Source organism: Pararhizobium sp. IMCC3301 (genome assembly GCF_030758315.1).
Lineage (GTDB): Bacteria > Pseudomonadota > Alphaproteobacteria > Rhizobiales.
Genome location: NZ_CP132336.1, coordinates 3,400,509 through 3,416,210, shown reverse-complemented (window position 1 = coordinate 3,416,210; position 15,702 = coordinate 3,400,509). Strand labels below are relative to the sequence as shown.

Sequence of the window (15,702 nt, the reverse complement as noted above, 5' to 3'; positions counted from 1 at the left end):
CACTCTCGGGGCTGGGCAAAACCGCCAGTAAATCTGTTGCGCTCAGCGCCAACACAAAGCCTCTGAACCGTTGCGCAAAACAGAAAATTCGTGGGATCAGCTCGCCTTGCCAACGTGCCGAACAGATAAGACTTGCCCAATCTTGCGGATTTCAAACCGGTTAAGACTGCCAATAAGATCGCTGAGTTTTCTGTACCCGTAAGTGCGCGTATCAAAATCTGAGTTTGCAGCCATGATGTGGCTGCCCAGAGCGGAAAGCGTATACCAGTCATCATCCTGTTCAATTTTCTCCATTGCAGCAATAATCAGTGGAGCCGCATTTTTTGCGGGAAGCTTGTTGCTTTTGTTCTGTATCCCATCCCTGGCGAGGGCCGGTTCGTCGATTATATTTTCGATCAGCACAAACCGGTTACAGACATTGCGAAGGCTTTCAGGAGTCTTGCGTTCACCAATGCCAATTACCTCCAGGCCCTGTTCACGTATACGGTTGGCAAGCGCTGTAAAGTCGCTGTCAGAACTCACCAGAACAAACCCATCGAAACGGCCTGCATGTAAAATATCCATCGCATCTATTACCAAGCCAATATCACTGGCATTCTTGCCTTTTGTATTGGCTGTTTCCTGATGTGCAACCAGGCCGTGTTCACGAACGGTTTCGGCCCAACTTCGAAGTTTCTCGCTGGACCAGTCACCATAAACGCGTCGCAACGCCAGTTCACCGAGCGTGGCAATCTCTTTTAAGATTGGTTCAGCATGTTTTGCTGGAATGTTGTCTGCGTCGATCAGGACTGCATAAAGCGGGCGGTTTCGTGTGAGCATTTGAGTTCCCCAAGCAACATCCCCGATGCGGGGAATCTTATCCCATGTTTCCCTTTTTTCGTCATGCCTTCAAGCCCGGCAGCAGTGCAATCCGCACCGAAAGTTCCGGGCCCAAGCTATGAGAGGAAAGTGCGCTGACGGTCGGGGCCGCGCTTGGACCCGCCACAGCAGGAAATGTGTATCGATTCAGGTGGCGAGTGCGCGGTCTTCGGCGGACAGATTGTCGGGCAGATCGTCGAAGCTGGCATAGTTGAGTTGATAGAGTTGCGCGTAAAGGCCACCATGCTGGATGAGTGTATCGTGGTCGCCCTGCTCTATCAGCCGGCCCTGCTGCAGCACCAGGATGCGGTCGGCATTGCGGATAGTGGCGAGACGATGGGCGATGACCAGGCCGGTGCGCCCTTCCAGCAGCCGCTGCAGCGCTTTTTGAATCTGCATTTCGGTATAGCTGTCGATGTTGGCGGTAGCCTCGTCCATTATCAGAATTTTCGCATCGGTCAGCAGCGCCCGGGCAAAACTCAGCAGCTGGCGTTGCCCAAGGCTCAAATTGCTTCCACGCTCTGCCAGCATTGTGTCGTAACCCTGTGGCAGGGCCTCGATAAAATCATGGGCGCCGACGGCACGTGCAGCTTCAACCACTGCCGCCTCATCAGCCCAATGGGTGGCGTAGCGGATGTTTTCCCGCACTGTGCCGGTGAACAGATAGGGCTCCTGCAGCACCATTGCGATATGGCGTCCAAGGCTCTGTTGTGTGACGTCCCGCACATCGCGCCCGCCAACCAGAACCGCACCGTCCTGGACGTCATAGAACCGGTGTATCAGCGCCATCGAGCTTGATTTTCCGGACCCGGTAGGGCCGACCAACGCCACCGTCTCCCCGGAATTCACCCGGAAACTGACATCTTTGAGCACGGGATGCTGCGGATTGTAGCCGAAGGTCACATTGCGGAATTCGACCGAACCATCGTCGCCATCCCCAAGCGGCGTCGCATCGGGGGCGTCATTGACATCGACTTCGACGTCGAGAACCTCGGTCAGCCGGTGACCGGAGGCCATGGCGCGCTGCATCACCGAATATTGCATTGTCAGCGAGCGGATCGGGTCAAAGAAGCGCTGGATGTAGAACAGGAACGCCACCATGACGCCGACCTCGATCCGCCCCGACACCACCATCAGGCCACCGGCCAGGGCCACAACGGCCATCGCGCTGCCTGTCAGAGTGTCGACAATCGGGATCATGATCTGCGACAGTTTTGAGGCCCTTAACTGGGCCTTGTAAGTGGTGTCAACGAGTTGCCCGTAAAGTTCGGCATTCAAATTGGCGCGGTCCATAGCCTGAACGGCACGCACGCCGTGAATCGCCTCGGCCAGGGCACCATTGGTGATGGAGTTTGCCTCATGGGCGGCCATGAAAGCGGCGCGGGCCCGGGTCAGCCACAGGATGCGAACCGCGAACAGGACCGGGATCACCGTCAGGACCATCAACGCCAGTTGCCAGTCGAGCCAGAGCATCACCGCCACGATCCCGAACAGGAGCAGCAGATCACCTATCGCCAGCACCGAGGTTTCAAGAAATTCCTGCATCGAGTTCACATCGCCCTGCAAACGCGACATCAGCCGCCCGACCTCGGTTTTGTCCATGAATGAGAGTGACACGCGTTGCAAATGGCCGAACATGGCGCGCCTTATATCGAACAGAACGTCCTCGGCCATTCTGCCGGTGACGAGTTCCTGGACACGCGAGGCGATAAAATTGATGGCGACGATGATGGCAAAGAGTGCGACGATTCCAAGCAATATTGATGGCGGCGCACCCGGTGCCATTCCATTGTCGATGGCATAGCGGATCAACAGCGGGATTGTCAGCTGAGAGCCGGTAAATGTAACGACGGCGGCAACGGAAATGATCACATTGCGCTTGTAGGGACGGACAAACTGCAAGATCCGCTGAGTGACCTTGCCGTCGAACACCCGTCCGAAGATCTCTTCCTCGATGCGGTCCGATCCGACAACTGCGCGCATACGCGGGCTTTCATCGTCGTGCGGGTCGAGCGCTTCACCGGGTTTTTTCTCGCTTCCGGGATTTGTCTGGCTCATCATATATCCATCTTCCCGGCCAGCATCTCGGCATTGGGGCGCATCTGCAAATCGTGCAAGTCGCGATAGCGCCCTCCCAGTTTCAGCAATTCCTCATGACTGCCTTGTTCAATGATCCGGCCCTTTTCCAGAAACAGAATTCTATCGGCGTGCATCAGGCTGGCCAGCCGATGGGCCACGATCAGGGTGACGCGATCTTTTGCATATGCCTTAAGTGCGGTGCGGATACGGTTTTCTGTGCCGGCATCAATTGCAGCTGTTGAATCGTCAAAGATCAAGACCGCCGGCTTCATCATCAGCGTACGCGCGATCGATAGACGCTGGCGCTGACCGCCGGACAGGGACACACCGCGTTCGCCGACAATGGTGCCGTAACTGCCCGGTAAACCCAGGATGTAGTCATGCAGTTGCGCGGATTCTGCGACACCGCGGATCTCGCGCGTCTCGGTGAAGGGACTGGCATAGGCGATGTTGTTCTCGATTGACGTGGTGAACAGGAAGCTGTCCTGCTGAACAACAGCGACAGCCTGACGCACCGACGACAGGGTGGCGCCGCGAATGTCCTGCCCGTCAATGCTGATGCAGCCATGTGTGGGATCGTAGAACCGTGGGATCAGATGCATCAAAGTTGATTTTCCCGAGCCGGGCGGGCCGACAATGCCGACCGTCTCGCCCCGATGCGCCTCGAAGCTGATGCCAGAAACTGCCTGCAGGTCTGTGTTCCCCTCATAGGCAAAGCTGACATTTTCAAGCTTCAGCGTGCCGTTGGTGATCTTCAGATCCTGCGCGCCCGGTGCGTTGTCGATTTCGGCTTCGTGATCGATCAGGGCGAACAGTCGCGCGCCACAGGTTGATGCGCGCGCGTAGCCATTCACCATCATGCCCAACTGGCGTACCGGCATCTGCAGGATGGTCATGAAGGTCAGGAAAGTGGCCAGAGTGCCCAGCGTGATGTCTCCTGATGCGACCTGGCGTCCGCCGAAATACAGCACCAGTCCCATGGAGACAAAGAATGCCAGCGTCATCGCAGCTGTGTTCTTGACGCGGGTTTCGATCCTTTCATGGCTGAGTTCCAGCGCTGATCTGGACGCCACCTCAAACTTTTCCATTTCAAACTGTGACGAGGCAAAGGCCCGCACCACGCGAATACCGGCCAGGTTTTCCTCCATCACCTGGCTGAGAACGCCCAGCCGTTCCTGTAACAAAAGCCAGGTCCGGCGCAGAGCCAGCCGCATGACCGTGCTGCGCCAGCCCGCAAAAGGCACGAATGACAGTGCCAGCAGGCCGAGCGTCAGATCAGTTGAGAGCAGCAGCGTTGCCCCAAGCCCGATCAACAGGCCCAGCAGAACAGTGCGCACCAGCGCGGTTGAAAAAAACATCCGCACGCCTTCCAGATCCAGCATGCCGACGGTGATCAGATCGCCCGAATGGGTGCGGTCGTGAAACGAAAACGGCAGGCTCTGGATTTTTCCATAAACCGCATTTCGGATGTCGCGCGCCAGCGCATGTCCGACGGCTTCCGCAGTGTAGTTCTGGACAAGGGTGAATATCCCGCGTGCGACGCTGGCAATGAACAAAAGCAATGCAATCGGGTAAAGTGTTTCAGGCTCGGCCCTGGCCGCAGCCACTGCCTGGGTCTGATCCACCGCGCGCCCGAGGATGACAGGGATCGACAGCTGCATCACAACCGCCGCCACAGTTGCCGCCAATGCCAAACCTGCGCTGACGCGGTAGCGAAACGCCATCCGCGTGATGCGGGCGATGGCACCAAGGCCTGCCCGCGGATCAACACTGGCTGTGCGGCGAAACATCCGGCCGGAACCAGCATCGCGACCGGATTGAGCTTTTTCTGTCATTTTATTGTCGCCGCAGAATGAACGTCGTGGCCTCCATATGGGTCGACTTAATAGTCTATTGTCGCAGAGACTGGCAATGTTTGATTATGCAACCTCCTTCTCCGCTGAAAACTCGGCCAGTAGATGAGTCTCGAGAGAGGGTATCGAGGGAATGTGGATGGTCTGGAAACGACAGTCAGACGAAGATATACTGAAGCTGCTGGGCGAAATTGAGCTGAAGCTGACGCAAGGCCACGACGTGCAGTCAGCCTATGGTAGCGTCGGCATCAGTGACGCCAGCCATTATTCCCGTTTTCATCTTTTGTTGTGAGTCCGCTTTGAGGATACACATCCGTCAGACTGGCGCGTGCAGCGAAAGCCCGCTTCCCTGAAGGTTTTTCGATGCGGACCGAAGTCGCAAGTGCGATAAAGGTTTTTGAAGGGCTCATAGCCGCCGATTCCCGTACCGCAACATCCTTTACGGTAATCAGAATTGCCTGATTAGATTCGGGCCTGAGCCGGGCGTTCGCAGATATTTGTGATGCTGTTGCCCCACAAATCAGCAGTAGTTGACTTTCTGTTTCAAAAATATTATCTGTGAAACAGAAAGGTTGACACCATGAGCGTTATCGAATTCCCAAAGCAGACATCCGTGTTTCAAAACATCGCCCAATATGTGCGTTTGGGTGAATTAAGTTATCGCAAGGTTGCAGATCTCGCTGCAGCGCGCGTCATTCAGAGCCGCAGGTTTGTCGTCGATGCATCAAAGATCGCCTATCAAAAGGATATCATTCAGATGCTGCAGGGGCTTGAAACCGAGATCGTGCTCGATCCCCGAACTATTGAATTGTCTTCGCGTCGCAAGTGTAAGGGGCTTGCTTCAACCGCGCCTTGGGCTCCTCTAGAACGCGGATCACCGCTAACTCCGGACATTTTCCGCGCAAAGCATCCAACTGATATTTACGGAGCAATCGCTCGATGCGCGGTGCAGAACGGTGTCAGCGCCGTCTTGTCTCCAACCCATTTCTTGGCTGATCCAGGTTTCGACGGATGGTATGAGATTGATCGCCAAGGGTGTCACCTATTGCGAAAGGCCCTGGATGATGAAGGCGGCAAAGCAATTGTCATCGACTATCTCATCGCAGCCCGATTGGCCGATTTCAATGACGAAGCCTTTCAGGCTAAGATCATGCCCGTGCTTGCGGACTTGCCGTACGAGAATTTGTGGGTCCGTTCTTCAATGTCATCGCCCGATACCGGGCCAACAAACGCACAGCGCCTCGTAAGAACCCTAGCGCGCTGGCACAATATGGGCAGGCCAATCGTTATGGACTACATGGGTGGGCTCACCGGCGAAGCGCTGTTGGCCATGAACGTTGTATCAGGCATTGCCCACGGGTTCGGTGAACAATCCACGTTTACAACTTCAAAGTGGACGAATTCGCCTGAAGAGCGTGACAAAGATAAACGGGGTGGCCGCGCGACACGCATTGGGCTTACGTCCTTGGGTCGCACAGTGACCACCGCTGAGCTTGAAGTGCTGCTGTCCGCACATGGGGCAAAAAGTGCGTTGCTGCCTAATGACAGATCAATCTTGCCAAATGGGGTCGATGACCTCCGAAATGATCCACGTCGTTTCAACGTTTGTGATGCGCAGCGACGTATCGCTGCGATTTCTGGCGTTCCAACCGTCAATCGCCCCGATCATTTCGCCGACAAACGGATGCGTGAAGTTGTGGCTACAGCGAAAAAAGCCGCCAAACTCAATCCGAAACCAGAATTGGCTGCTGACAAGAAGGTCGACTTAGGGCAACTACGAGCTCGGCTGGTTAGGCAAAGTAACATGACAGAAAAACTCAGGGAGACATATGAAAATCTTGCACGAGAGCGAACCGAACAGGTGGCAACAGTGAGAGCAATTGGCGAAATACGCCGCAGCACTCCATTGAACCGAACTGGGACAGAATGATGGAAACGACAGCTATCGCAAGGAGCATAAATGATCTTCAAACAATAGGCGGGCTAAACGGAACTGACATTGCCAATGTAACCGATGTTTCAAAAGCGACGGTCTCACGTTGGCGTAATGGCACGAAGCGCCCCCAGCCGACGAATGAGCGGGTTCTGTCCGATCTCATCTATGTGGTTAAGCGTCTCGAAGACTACTACTCAAATGATGAAATCAGGCTCTGGCTCTATGCCCGGCATCCGCAACTGGAAGGGCAAAGAGCTATCGATCTCATCCATGATGGACGCGTTGTCGAAATTTTCCGGGTATTAGACCGCCTCGACTCTGATGGGTATCTCTAGAGTATGATTGAAGGACCCAGGGATCGAAAGCTCATAGACACTCTGGAAGTGCTCGACGCCCAGACCTTCGAAGGAATTGTTTGGCGTGTTACACGTGACGGACGCGATCCAACACTCTTTTTCGGTGGGGGTAACCGTTGGGACGATGGGACATTCGACGTCCTTTACACCTCCTTAGACAAAGAAGGAGCGCTCGCGGAAATGAAGTTTCACGTAAGCCGCGGGCAGCCCATCACACCTACAAAGATCAAGTTTCGGCTTCATGAACTGAAGGTGCGCGTGGATGGGCTGTTGGATCTGACCGCCGCTTCCCTGCTCGCAAACCTTGGCGTTGATCGCACCACTTTTGGGAAACTGCCTTACCTTGATCGCCACGGTGAATATGAGACCTGTCAGAAGATTGCGGAAACAGCACATTTTCTCGGATCAGATGACCCCGATGATCCCTCAGGCATTCTTGTACCGAACGCACGTCACAAAGGGAACAATCTGGTTATATTTGGCGACTATGTAAGTCCAGAGGACATCGTACACACCGAGGATCATGGTGTTATTGACTGGTCGACGGTCTGACAAACTTGCATGGCCACAAGCCAACGCACAACACACTGTCTTCATTTGGAAAAAATGGTGCCCGGGGAGATACAAACCTCGAACACAATTTTGGATACTTTAGAGGAATGGAACCAGTACCTCAAACAGGAGAACATTGATTTAGACCAACTATCCTCAGAGCCAGAAAAGCAGGCTCGCCCTCGTGTGCAACACCCGAGGCTGTCGATATGATGGAGAGCAAAAAGCTTCAGGAAAACAAGGCCGCTGGCAAGGCTTTCGCGGGGGCTTCTGCACCGAGGGATGAAGCGCCAGCCAAAGCGCCACGTGTGACATTGCGCCTAACGGAAGATGAATTGGCGCAACTAAAACACTTATCGGCGGGAATGTCGGTGAGCGCCTATATTCGCAAGTGTCTGTTTGGCGGGGATGGTGCGCCACGCAAGATAAGACTTCGCGCTCCCGTCAAAGATCAGGAGGCTTTAGGACGAGTGTTGGGATTGTTGGGGCAATCGCGGATTGCCAATAATCTGAACCAACTTGCCTATGACGCCAATAGCGGCACGTTACTGCTGGATCAACAGAGCGAAGACCAGATTAATGAAGCCTATGCCTATGTGCGCTCGATGCGGCTTGATCTGACGCAGGCGCTCGGTATCGGCGGGCAGACGCAACATTGATTTTAAAGGGCAATGAACGTGGTGGTGCTGTGCAATTGGCGCGGCATCTTTTGAACACGCGTGAGAATGAGCATGTCCGCGTGCATGAAATTTCTGGATTTGTATCTGATGATCTGACGGAAGCTTTAACAGAAGCCTATGCGGTGAGCCGAGGGACGAAGTGCAGGAATTTCATGTTCTCGCTGGTCTTAAGTCCGCCGGAAACGGAGAATGTTTCTGTCGAAGCATTTGAGCAAGCCATTGCCGGAATTGAAGCGAAACTTGGATTAACCGGCCAACCCCGAGCAATTATCTTTCACGAGAAGAAAGGCAGACGGCACGCGCATTGTGTGTGGTCACGCATTGATATTGTCCGTATGCGCGCGCTGAATGTCTCGCTTTACAAGCGAAAATTACAAGAGCTATCGCGGGAGCTATTCCTTGAACATGGTTGGCAAATGCCACGCGGTTTGATGAACAGTGAGGAACGCGACCAACTCAATTACTCACAAGTAGAACACCATCAAGCAAAAAGGGTTCAACGTGACCCGAAGGAATTAAAAAGCCTTTTGCTGGGTTGCTGGGCAGGCTCTGATTCAAAGGCCGCCTTTGCCACTGCCTTGTCTGAACACGGCTTGACGCTCGCCAAGGGTGACAGGCGCGGCTTTGTTGCGGTTGATGGTCAGGGTGAAGTCTATTCGCTGTCGCGCTGGCTTGGCGTGAAGACCAAAGAATTACGCGCGCGCCTTGGTGACATTGACAAGCTGCCTTCTGTTGATGATGTCCAATTGCATATCACAGAACGCTTTGCTGATAAGGTGGGCGCTCCGTTTGATGCCGCCTTTGCAGAAGCAGAAACACTCTTTCAGATAACAACTGATGCCGCTGAATCAAAACGTCGCGTTCTTGTCGGTGGTCATAGACAAGCGCGTCTAGCATTGGAGGCAGCACAAGAGGCGCTCAGGATTGAAGTCGTTAAATCCCGCGTCTCGCTTTTGCCGACAGGTGTAAAAGCTCTCTGGGCAAGGCTTTCCGGCAGATACGACATTATGCGTGCTGAACACACGCAGGCCGCAGAAGCGGATAAAATCCGTGACCAGGCGGAACTGCAAAAACTGATTGAATGGCAACTCGGTGAAAGACGCGGCTTAGAGGAAGAGTTTTGCACCCTCAAAGAACAACACGCGGTTCGTCTGGCGAAACTGCATCGCGAGAATGCTTTTGACCTTAACGAACAGGTGCTTGGTGTCGATCTGTTGGCAGATCCTGCCCAAGCGCTTTTACTGCCCGAAGAAGACCAACTCTATACGGCGCAACAAGTCCGGCAATCGCCGATTAAAATTCTGGATATTATCACTGATAAAAAGTCCGAGTTTAACCGCCGTGATATCCTGCGCGGGCTGGCGAATTATATCGATGATCCGTTAGCCTTACGCACCGCCTCCGATGCGGTTTTGCGCTCGAAAGAACTAGTCGAGATTAAAAGTGATCCGCTACCGATTTATTCAACGCGGGAAATGGAGGGGCTTAAAAGCGGGCTCACGCATGACACAAAAAGCATGGTCGATGAAAACACTCATGGCGTGAAACCTGCCCACACGCATGACGCCATCAAACGCCAAAATGCGATTTTGCAAAAACTGCACGGGGCAAGCCTGAGCGATGAACAACACGCGGCGATAATTCATATTCTAAATCCAGAACGAATAAGCGCCGCTATCGGTCTGGCCGGGACCGGCAAAAGCACCATGCTTGCCGCCGCGCATGAGGCTTGGGCAAAACAAGGCTATCAGGTTTTTGGTGCGGCATTGTCCGGTAAAGCTGCCGATGGTCTGCAAAATGCCTCCGGCATTATCAGCCGCACCTTGGCCTCGATGGAAATGAGCTGGAAGAACGGCTACAACCAATTAAAACCTGGCGATGTTCTGGTGATTGATGAAGCCGGAATGATTGGCACACACCAAATGAACCGTATTGTCGAGCACACCAAGAAATACGGTGCAAAGCTTGTTCTTGTCGGCGATCCAGAACAATTACAGCCCATCAATGCCGGAACACCGTTTAAAGATATTGCTGAAAACATTGGCGCGGCAAAACTCACAGAAATCCGCCGCCAGAAATCAGACTGGCAGCGCCAAGCCTCGCTTGATCTGGCAACGGGCAATACCGGAAAGGCGATAGATGCCTATCAAAAGCACGGCGCGGTCAAAACGACCAAAAGCCAAGATGACGCCATTGCCGCGTTGGTGCAGGATTATATGGTTGATATCGAAACACGCGGCGACAACGCCTCACGGCTGGCCTTCGCCCATCGCCGCAAAGATGTACATGCTATCAATCAGGCTGTTCGTATGGCGCGCAAATCAAGCGGTGAACTGGTCGATGAGCATTATTTTAAAACCACTCATGGCAAGCGCGCCTTCGCCCCGAATGATCGCATTATCTTCACCAAAAACGATACTGACCTTGGCGTAAAGAATGGTGCGTTAGCGACGATTGAAAAAGTCACCAAAGACAAAATATTCGTTACCCTTGATGGTTCCAGCAACGGCAAACCGCGCCGCCTGACCTTTTCGCCAAATCAATACGCATCCATTGATCACGGCTACGCCACCACCATCCACAAAAGCCAGGGCGCAACCGTGGATAGGTCATTAGTCTTATCGTCGCGAACGCTGGATAAACACCTAACCTACGTCGCCCTCACAAGGCATAAACACGAAACTCGCATCTATGGTGACGGCGACAATATGCCAAGAATGAAGCGGGAGCAGAGGCCGGATAGAGGAGGGATTTTACGGTTGGATCGGTAATTGCAATGCAAAACCTATACACAAGTTGAGACCAACCAATTGTGAACGATTCGGTTTATCGCAGTCATATTCATCACAAGGGCAGACACAACAAGCCCCTCACCGCGAGGCAGATGAAAGCCAACAAGAACCGCTCGAAGGTCCGGGTTCGTGTCGCGCATGTGTTCGGTTTTCAGCAACGCTCCATGGGCGGCAAGTTCATCCATACGATTGGTATAGCGCAGGCAAAGAAAAAGACAAAGATCGGCATTATGAACCTCGTTTACAACATGAGCCGCCTGGTCCAGTTCGAGCACGGGGCAACAGCGCCTAGGTAAGTGGTATACGGGTGAAGTGCGCCTGAAGTCTGCAAAATCGCCTTGAAACCGGCGAATATCCCGACAACGATCCCTATCAGCAAGGTTGTTGGGTGGTCAAAACCGCTGAGCCAGCCAGAAATGACCAACCCGAGGGATTTATAGAGACTCTCGCAGGGGATTAAAATCAATGGGTATTAATTTTGAATCGGGTTCTTATACCAACGGCGATATTTTCTGACCTTTTATACATGCGCCCAGTCTCTCGTTCCGATTGAGGCGATAGTTTGCGGTTGTTCGATGAGGGCATTCTACCAACATCAGCAAATTCTGACTCACGTGGGATTGAACTAACCCGCGTGAGTCAGAAAATGGCACCGTTGGTATTAGGCTTAGAGCGAAAACCGACGAATTCTACTCAAAATTGGAGAACTTTTCAGGGCTCGAATCATTGAGTTTCTGTGAATTCCCACGGCTTGCTTTGCTCAGGAATATTAAATACTGTATCATCTCGCTTAATGTAATCTCTATAGCCAGTTGGATAGTGCGAAAGACTGGCCATATCTTCATAAATGGTGCTTTTTGACAAAATTATCGTTGTGACTCCCGTTCGAGTAATACAATAACTGCAGTCAAAAAACACCTCTGAGCGGTTCGATTTGGAAATTTTTGAATTAATATTGTTACTCTGGTCAATTCCAGTCCTTCGAATAAGACGCATCCCGCGCAACGTCTCAATTATTTCCCTAAATTCGCGATTTGTATATACTGGAGATTGTGAATCAATTCGCCTAATTTCTGAATTCCACTGGGATAATACCTGGTCATCGATTGGAACTGGCCGATTGAGCTTGCTAAGGATAAAATAGACTATCGGAATTCGGTCCGCAGCCTTTGTTCGAGCAAATATATCACATACGAATCCGAAGTTACCGCCTTGATGGTCATCCTTCTTGGCAGAGAGTAATTGTTCGCCGATCATAACCTGTATCAGGTCATTCTTATTCGAAGTCGGTATTTCGACCGGCCTCATGAAGGGCCTTTTAATGAATAGATCGGCCAATATTTTCAATCCCAACGCGATATTACCATCGATAAAATTATCCAGTAGATCGAATGCATCGTCATCAAGAAACTTTCCTGCGACGTCTGGGTCATTGGAAACAGGCAAAAACCTGCCGACAATCACATCCTTAATCGACAAGTAAGGTAAATGATGCAGCAGATGAGTGGTCGTACCGAAAAACTGTCGCGGGTTAACTCTAGCCATCATCGTAACGAACGGTCGGCCACAAACTATGAATATTACCTTCCGATTTTTCTGACTGAGGGCACCGACAATTCTTATGATCCGGAATTGTTCTGCTGCGTCTATGAAATCTATATTATCGATGAATATGTATATGTACTCATCGATATCTCGAACTATTAGATTAGACAAAACATCAATTACATAGTCATCAATCTCAAAATAATTATTAATATTTTGGCTGATATTCAATTTACTCGCCTGCTCGGAACGATTTTCTCTCAACCCGTAAACTATAGATTTTTCCAAATGAGATGCAAATCTCATTATGTGATGGTTCGTAAGATCAATATTGAAATTATATTCAAATGCTGGACTATAATCGAATAAAGATATATAATATGATTTACTTAATTGGGATGCAAGAAATCTAATAAATGTAGACTTTCCCACACCAGGTGAAGCAGAAATTAAAAGAACTTGATTTGGGGATAGCTGTGTAAATCTTTTTATAATTTTCGCTGTAAATATTATATCTTCATTTTTTCTTGCTATAAAGCTGATTCTATCTGTTTCAAGATTGGGTTCAAGTTCTTCGAAATTAGGAGTCCTAGACAATTCTAACGCGTCAAGGTACTGATCGTCTATGTCCTTTTCTAAATTTTTAGACATTTTTCCCTCCCCCCCGCTTCAAAAGTATGTCGCTGACAATCAAAAAATAACCGCTGACCCTCTTCCTCATTGGATAATACAAATGTCGAATAAGGAAGCCAATCATGATTCCTAAGAATATAACGCCAACTACGATAATAACGTTTTGCGATTGTTCAGATGTAGCTGATAATTTGTCCTTTATCATGTAACCTAAGATAAAAAGACAAACTGAAATAAAAATACTGGAGAGTTGTCTCAGTAACCCGTTTGTTTCAGATTCGTATCTATTCGCATTTCTGTATCTCCGCAAGGCAGTCGCTCTTACCAAATCTAGCGCTTCCTTATGTGTCTTCGAGCTCACCACCTCTTCATCTCGTTGGTGCAAAACGCAGAAAGCGACGCAATATTTTACATACTCCCGGGGATCCGCCCCTCCTAATTTTTCATCATATTCATCGATTTTTTTTGTAAGTTCACCAGACAATTTGTCAAAACGTCTCGAGCCAGATGCCATCTGCTCCCAACCTCCCAGATTGCGCTACTCTCAATAATTTCTATCTAAAATCAAAACTGGCGGAAATCAGTCCATCTTCCATAGACTCACAAGTTTTAATATAATTATTAAATACTTGCGATTCCTTCAGAAGACGCAACATTTCTTTTGCGCCCTTTGAATCGATGCCTGCTTTTTTAATTTCGTCTTCCAGTGCTCGAAAATTAAATTCGGACTCCAGACCCACTGTATCGTTATACATATTTAATTCTTTATTATCATTATTTGAAACTATACCAAAAACTAAATCATACGGAATTGTTCCAGAATATGTACTATTAATAGCATAATCATATACTTTATCAATATAAAAAAGAGCTTTATTTTTATTACTAAAAGATTCTATAATACGATAAGAACTTTGCTCCATTAATCTTGGTCCGAGATAATGTTCTATAGATTTAGTCTGAAAACGTTTTGATATAACTGAATCTGTTGATATCTTCAAACTTCTATCGCCGTCTATCGCTACAATGTCCGTTAATTCACCTCTATATTCCGACTGCCGCATTGCCAATCGTAGTTCGGGTGACACAATGATACAGAAATTCCAATTCGTTAGATTATGCCCCAGAGAACCGAACAAATTTAACACATGCTTAAATTGGAACACGTCTAATTTATCTAAATTATCTATTATATAAGTTCCATGAATAATTTCGAAATTATTCTTAATGCCGCAGATCGATGAAAATTCTTCGATGAGATAATTGATGAACTGAGTTTCGTCTGATATTGTCTTGATGCGTGATTTGCTGGCCAATACGTTTGATAAGTAATTAGTTGTGTCACCACATCCGTTATTTTCGATATACTCGGAAAATAAACTGCACACTTTCCAAATAAAATTTGCAGAGTCGTGATCATTTTTGTATTTATCAGATATATCAAGGAAGTCTATCACATGAAAATCGTCGTTAAACAGAGCGAGGGTATTTGAGAGCGTCGATTTTCCGCTCCCCGAGGGACCTGTCAGGCAGGTGATTGACTGTTTTTTGAGTTTGTGTGCTGTTCTAATTTGGCTCCTAATTCGCTCTAGATCAGCTTGATCGAATAATAGATCACTGAGATGTTTTGTATCCGAAAAATTTATGTGACCAAAATTCGGTTTTTCCAGTAACCCCCATTTTTCGGAAGCGGTTGTTTTTAACATGCGGATCCCCAGTCTCAGGAAAAGTGTGAACAGAAATTTTCAATTCTTAATCATGGGAGGGTACATGATTGGAATGGAATTTCTAGAGTTTTCTCAGACTCTAGTGGATTGCCCGAGACAAAAGAGTCTTGAAGGGGATTCCGGTTCGCCTGTTTTTGTGCGAGTATTGTGGATGCTTGCAGGAATATCATTCACGGTTTCTGCCGCCGGCCGCAAGCGGCTTGAGCGGATCATTGCCGATCCGAGATCACCACAGAAACACGTTTGGCGCGCCAGGATCATTGAGGCGTGTGCAGATGGTCTTGGCACCAACGCTATTATGGCGGTGACGGGGAAGTCCAGGACCTGTGTGTGGCGTTGGCAGGAGCGGTTCATGCAGGAAGGTGTTGACGGCCTTTTGCATGACAAGACACGCCCGCCGGGTACACCGCCGATCGCACCTCATCGTGTCGAGGAGATCATCGCGCTGACGCTCAAGCCGCCGCCGCATGAAGCAACGCACTGGACGGTGCGGGCGATGGCCAGGGTGGCAGGTATTGCAGCCTCGACGGTGCAGACGATCTGGAAGGCCCACGGTCTTGCTCCACACCGGTTTCGCCAGTTCAAACTGTCCAACGATCCGCGGTTTGTCGAAAAACTGCATGATATTGTTGGGCTTTACGTCTCCCCATCGGCGATGTTTCTGCGGATCAAAAGACCTCGTGCCTACAAG

Annotated in this window: 13 protein-coding genes and 1 pseudogene; 8 read left to right on the top strand and 6 right to left on the bottom strand. The window is 50.3% G+C overall.

What is annotated here, in order from left to right:
• Positions 1–96: 96 nt before the first annotated feature.
• The 3 genes from RAL88_RS16535 to RAL88_RS16525 all read right to left on the bottom strand — a co-directional run bounded on the left by RAL88_RS16535 (position 97) and on the right by RAL88_RS16525 (position 4,727).
• The gene (locus tag RAL88_RS16535) at positions 97–819 is read right to left on the bottom strand and encodes an NYN domain-containing protein (protein ID WP_306264950.1); all 723 of its coding nucleotides are present in this window, start codon (positions 817–819) and stop codon (positions 97–99) included.
• Between the two features lie 186 nt (positions 820–1,005).
• Positions 1,006–2,916 carry an ABC transporter ATP-binding protein gene (locus RAL88_RS16530; RefSeq protein ID WP_371932106.1) on the bottom strand — a complete coding sequence of 637 codons (1,911 nt, stop codon included), beginning with the start codon at positions 2,914–2,916 and terminating at the stop codon, positions 1,006–1,008.
• The gene (locus tag RAL88_RS16525) at positions 2,916–4,727 is read right to left on the bottom strand and encodes an ABC transporter ATP-binding protein (RefSeq protein WP_306269726.1); all 1,812 of its coding nucleotides are present in this window, start codon (positions 4,725–4,727) and stop codon (positions 2,916–2,918) included. The genes RAL88_RS16530 and RAL88_RS16525 overlap by 1 nt, the downstream gene beginning before the upstream one ends.
• Positions 4,728–4,929: 202 nt before the next feature.
• On the opposite strand from RAL88_RS16525, the gene RAL88_RS16520 reads away from it, so the two are divergent.
• From RAL88_RS16520 to RAL88_RS16490, 7 genes are all read left to right on the top strand, one after another.
• Positions 4,930–5,082, top strand: coding sequence for a hypothetical protein (locus tag RAL88_RS16520; protein ID WP_306264949.1), 153 nt, complete (start codon positions 4,930–4,932; stop codon positions 5,080–5,082).
• 288 nt (positions 5,083–5,370) lie between these two features.
• Positions 5,371–6,720 (top strand): hypothetical protein, encoded by a 1,350-nt coding sequence (locus RAL88_RS16515; protein WP_306264948.1) that lies wholly within the window; start codon positions 5,371–5,373, stop codon positions 6,718–6,720.
• Positions 6,720–7,061, top strand: a complete 342-nt coding sequence (locus tag RAL88_RS16510) for a hypothetical protein (protein ID WP_306264947.1) — start codon at positions 6,720–6,722, stop codon at positions 7,059–7,061. Before RAL88_RS16515 ends, RAL88_RS16510 begins: the two co-directional genes overlap by 1 nt.
• 3 nt (positions 7,062–7,064) lie before the next feature.
• Positions 7,065–7,634, top strand: a complete 570-nt coding sequence (locus tag RAL88_RS16505) for an RES family NAD+ phosphorylase (RefSeq protein ID WP_306264946.1) — start codon at positions 7,065–7,067, stop codon at positions 7,632–7,634.
• A gap of 209 nt (positions 7,635–7,843) precedes the next feature.
• Entirely contained in the window at positions 7,844–8,293 is a 450-nt protein-coding gene (gene mobC, locus RAL88_RS16500) for a plasmid mobilization relaxosome protein MobC (protein ID WP_306264945.1), read from the top strand.
• Entirely contained in the window at positions 8,290–11,085 is a 2,796-nt protein-coding gene (locus RAL88_RS16495) for an AAA family ATPase (RefSeq protein WP_306264944.1), read from the top strand. Before mobC ends, RAL88_RS16495 begins: the two co-directional genes overlap by 4 nt.
• A gap of 41 nt (positions 11,086–11,126) precedes the next feature.
• On the top strand, positions 11,127–11,402 hold the full coding sequence (locus tag RAL88_RS16490; protein WP_306264943.1) for a hypothetical protein: 276 nt from the start codon (positions 11,127–11,129) through the stop codon (positions 11,400–11,402).
• Positions 11,403–11,829: 427 nt separating this feature from the next.
• On the opposite strand, the gene RAL88_RS16485 is transcribed toward RAL88_RS16490, so the two are convergent.
• Genes RAL88_RS16485 through RAL88_RS16475 form a run of 3 tightly spaced genes read right to left on the bottom strand, consistent with a single transcriptional unit; the run spans position 11,830 to position 14,990 of the window.
• Positions 11,830–13,302 carry an ATP-binding protein gene (locus RAL88_RS16485; RefSeq protein WP_306264942.1) on the bottom strand — a complete coding sequence of 491 codons (1,473 nt, stop codon included), beginning with the start codon at positions 13,300–13,302 and terminating at the stop codon, positions 11,830–11,832.
• Entirely contained in the window at positions 13,295–13,798 is a 504-nt protein-coding gene (locus RAL88_RS16480; RefSeq protein ID WP_306264941.1) for a hypothetical protein, read from the bottom strand. The genes RAL88_RS16485 and RAL88_RS16480 overlap by 8 nt, the downstream gene beginning before the upstream one ends.
• A 40-nt stretch (positions 13,799–13,838) precedes the next feature.
• Positions 13,839–14,990, bottom strand: coding sequence for an AAA family ATPase (locus tag RAL88_RS16475; RefSeq protein WP_306264940.1), 1,152 nt, complete (start codon positions 14,988–14,990; stop codon positions 13,839–13,841).
• A 172-nt stretch (positions 14,991–15,162) separates the two neighbouring features.
• Between RAL88_RS16475 and RAL88_RS16470 the strand changes: the two are divergent.
• Positions 15,163–15,666, top strand: a pseudogene (locus RAL88_RS16470) (helix-turn-helix domain-containing protein); the annotation flags it as partial.
• Positions 15,667–15,702: the final 36 nt, after the last annotated feature.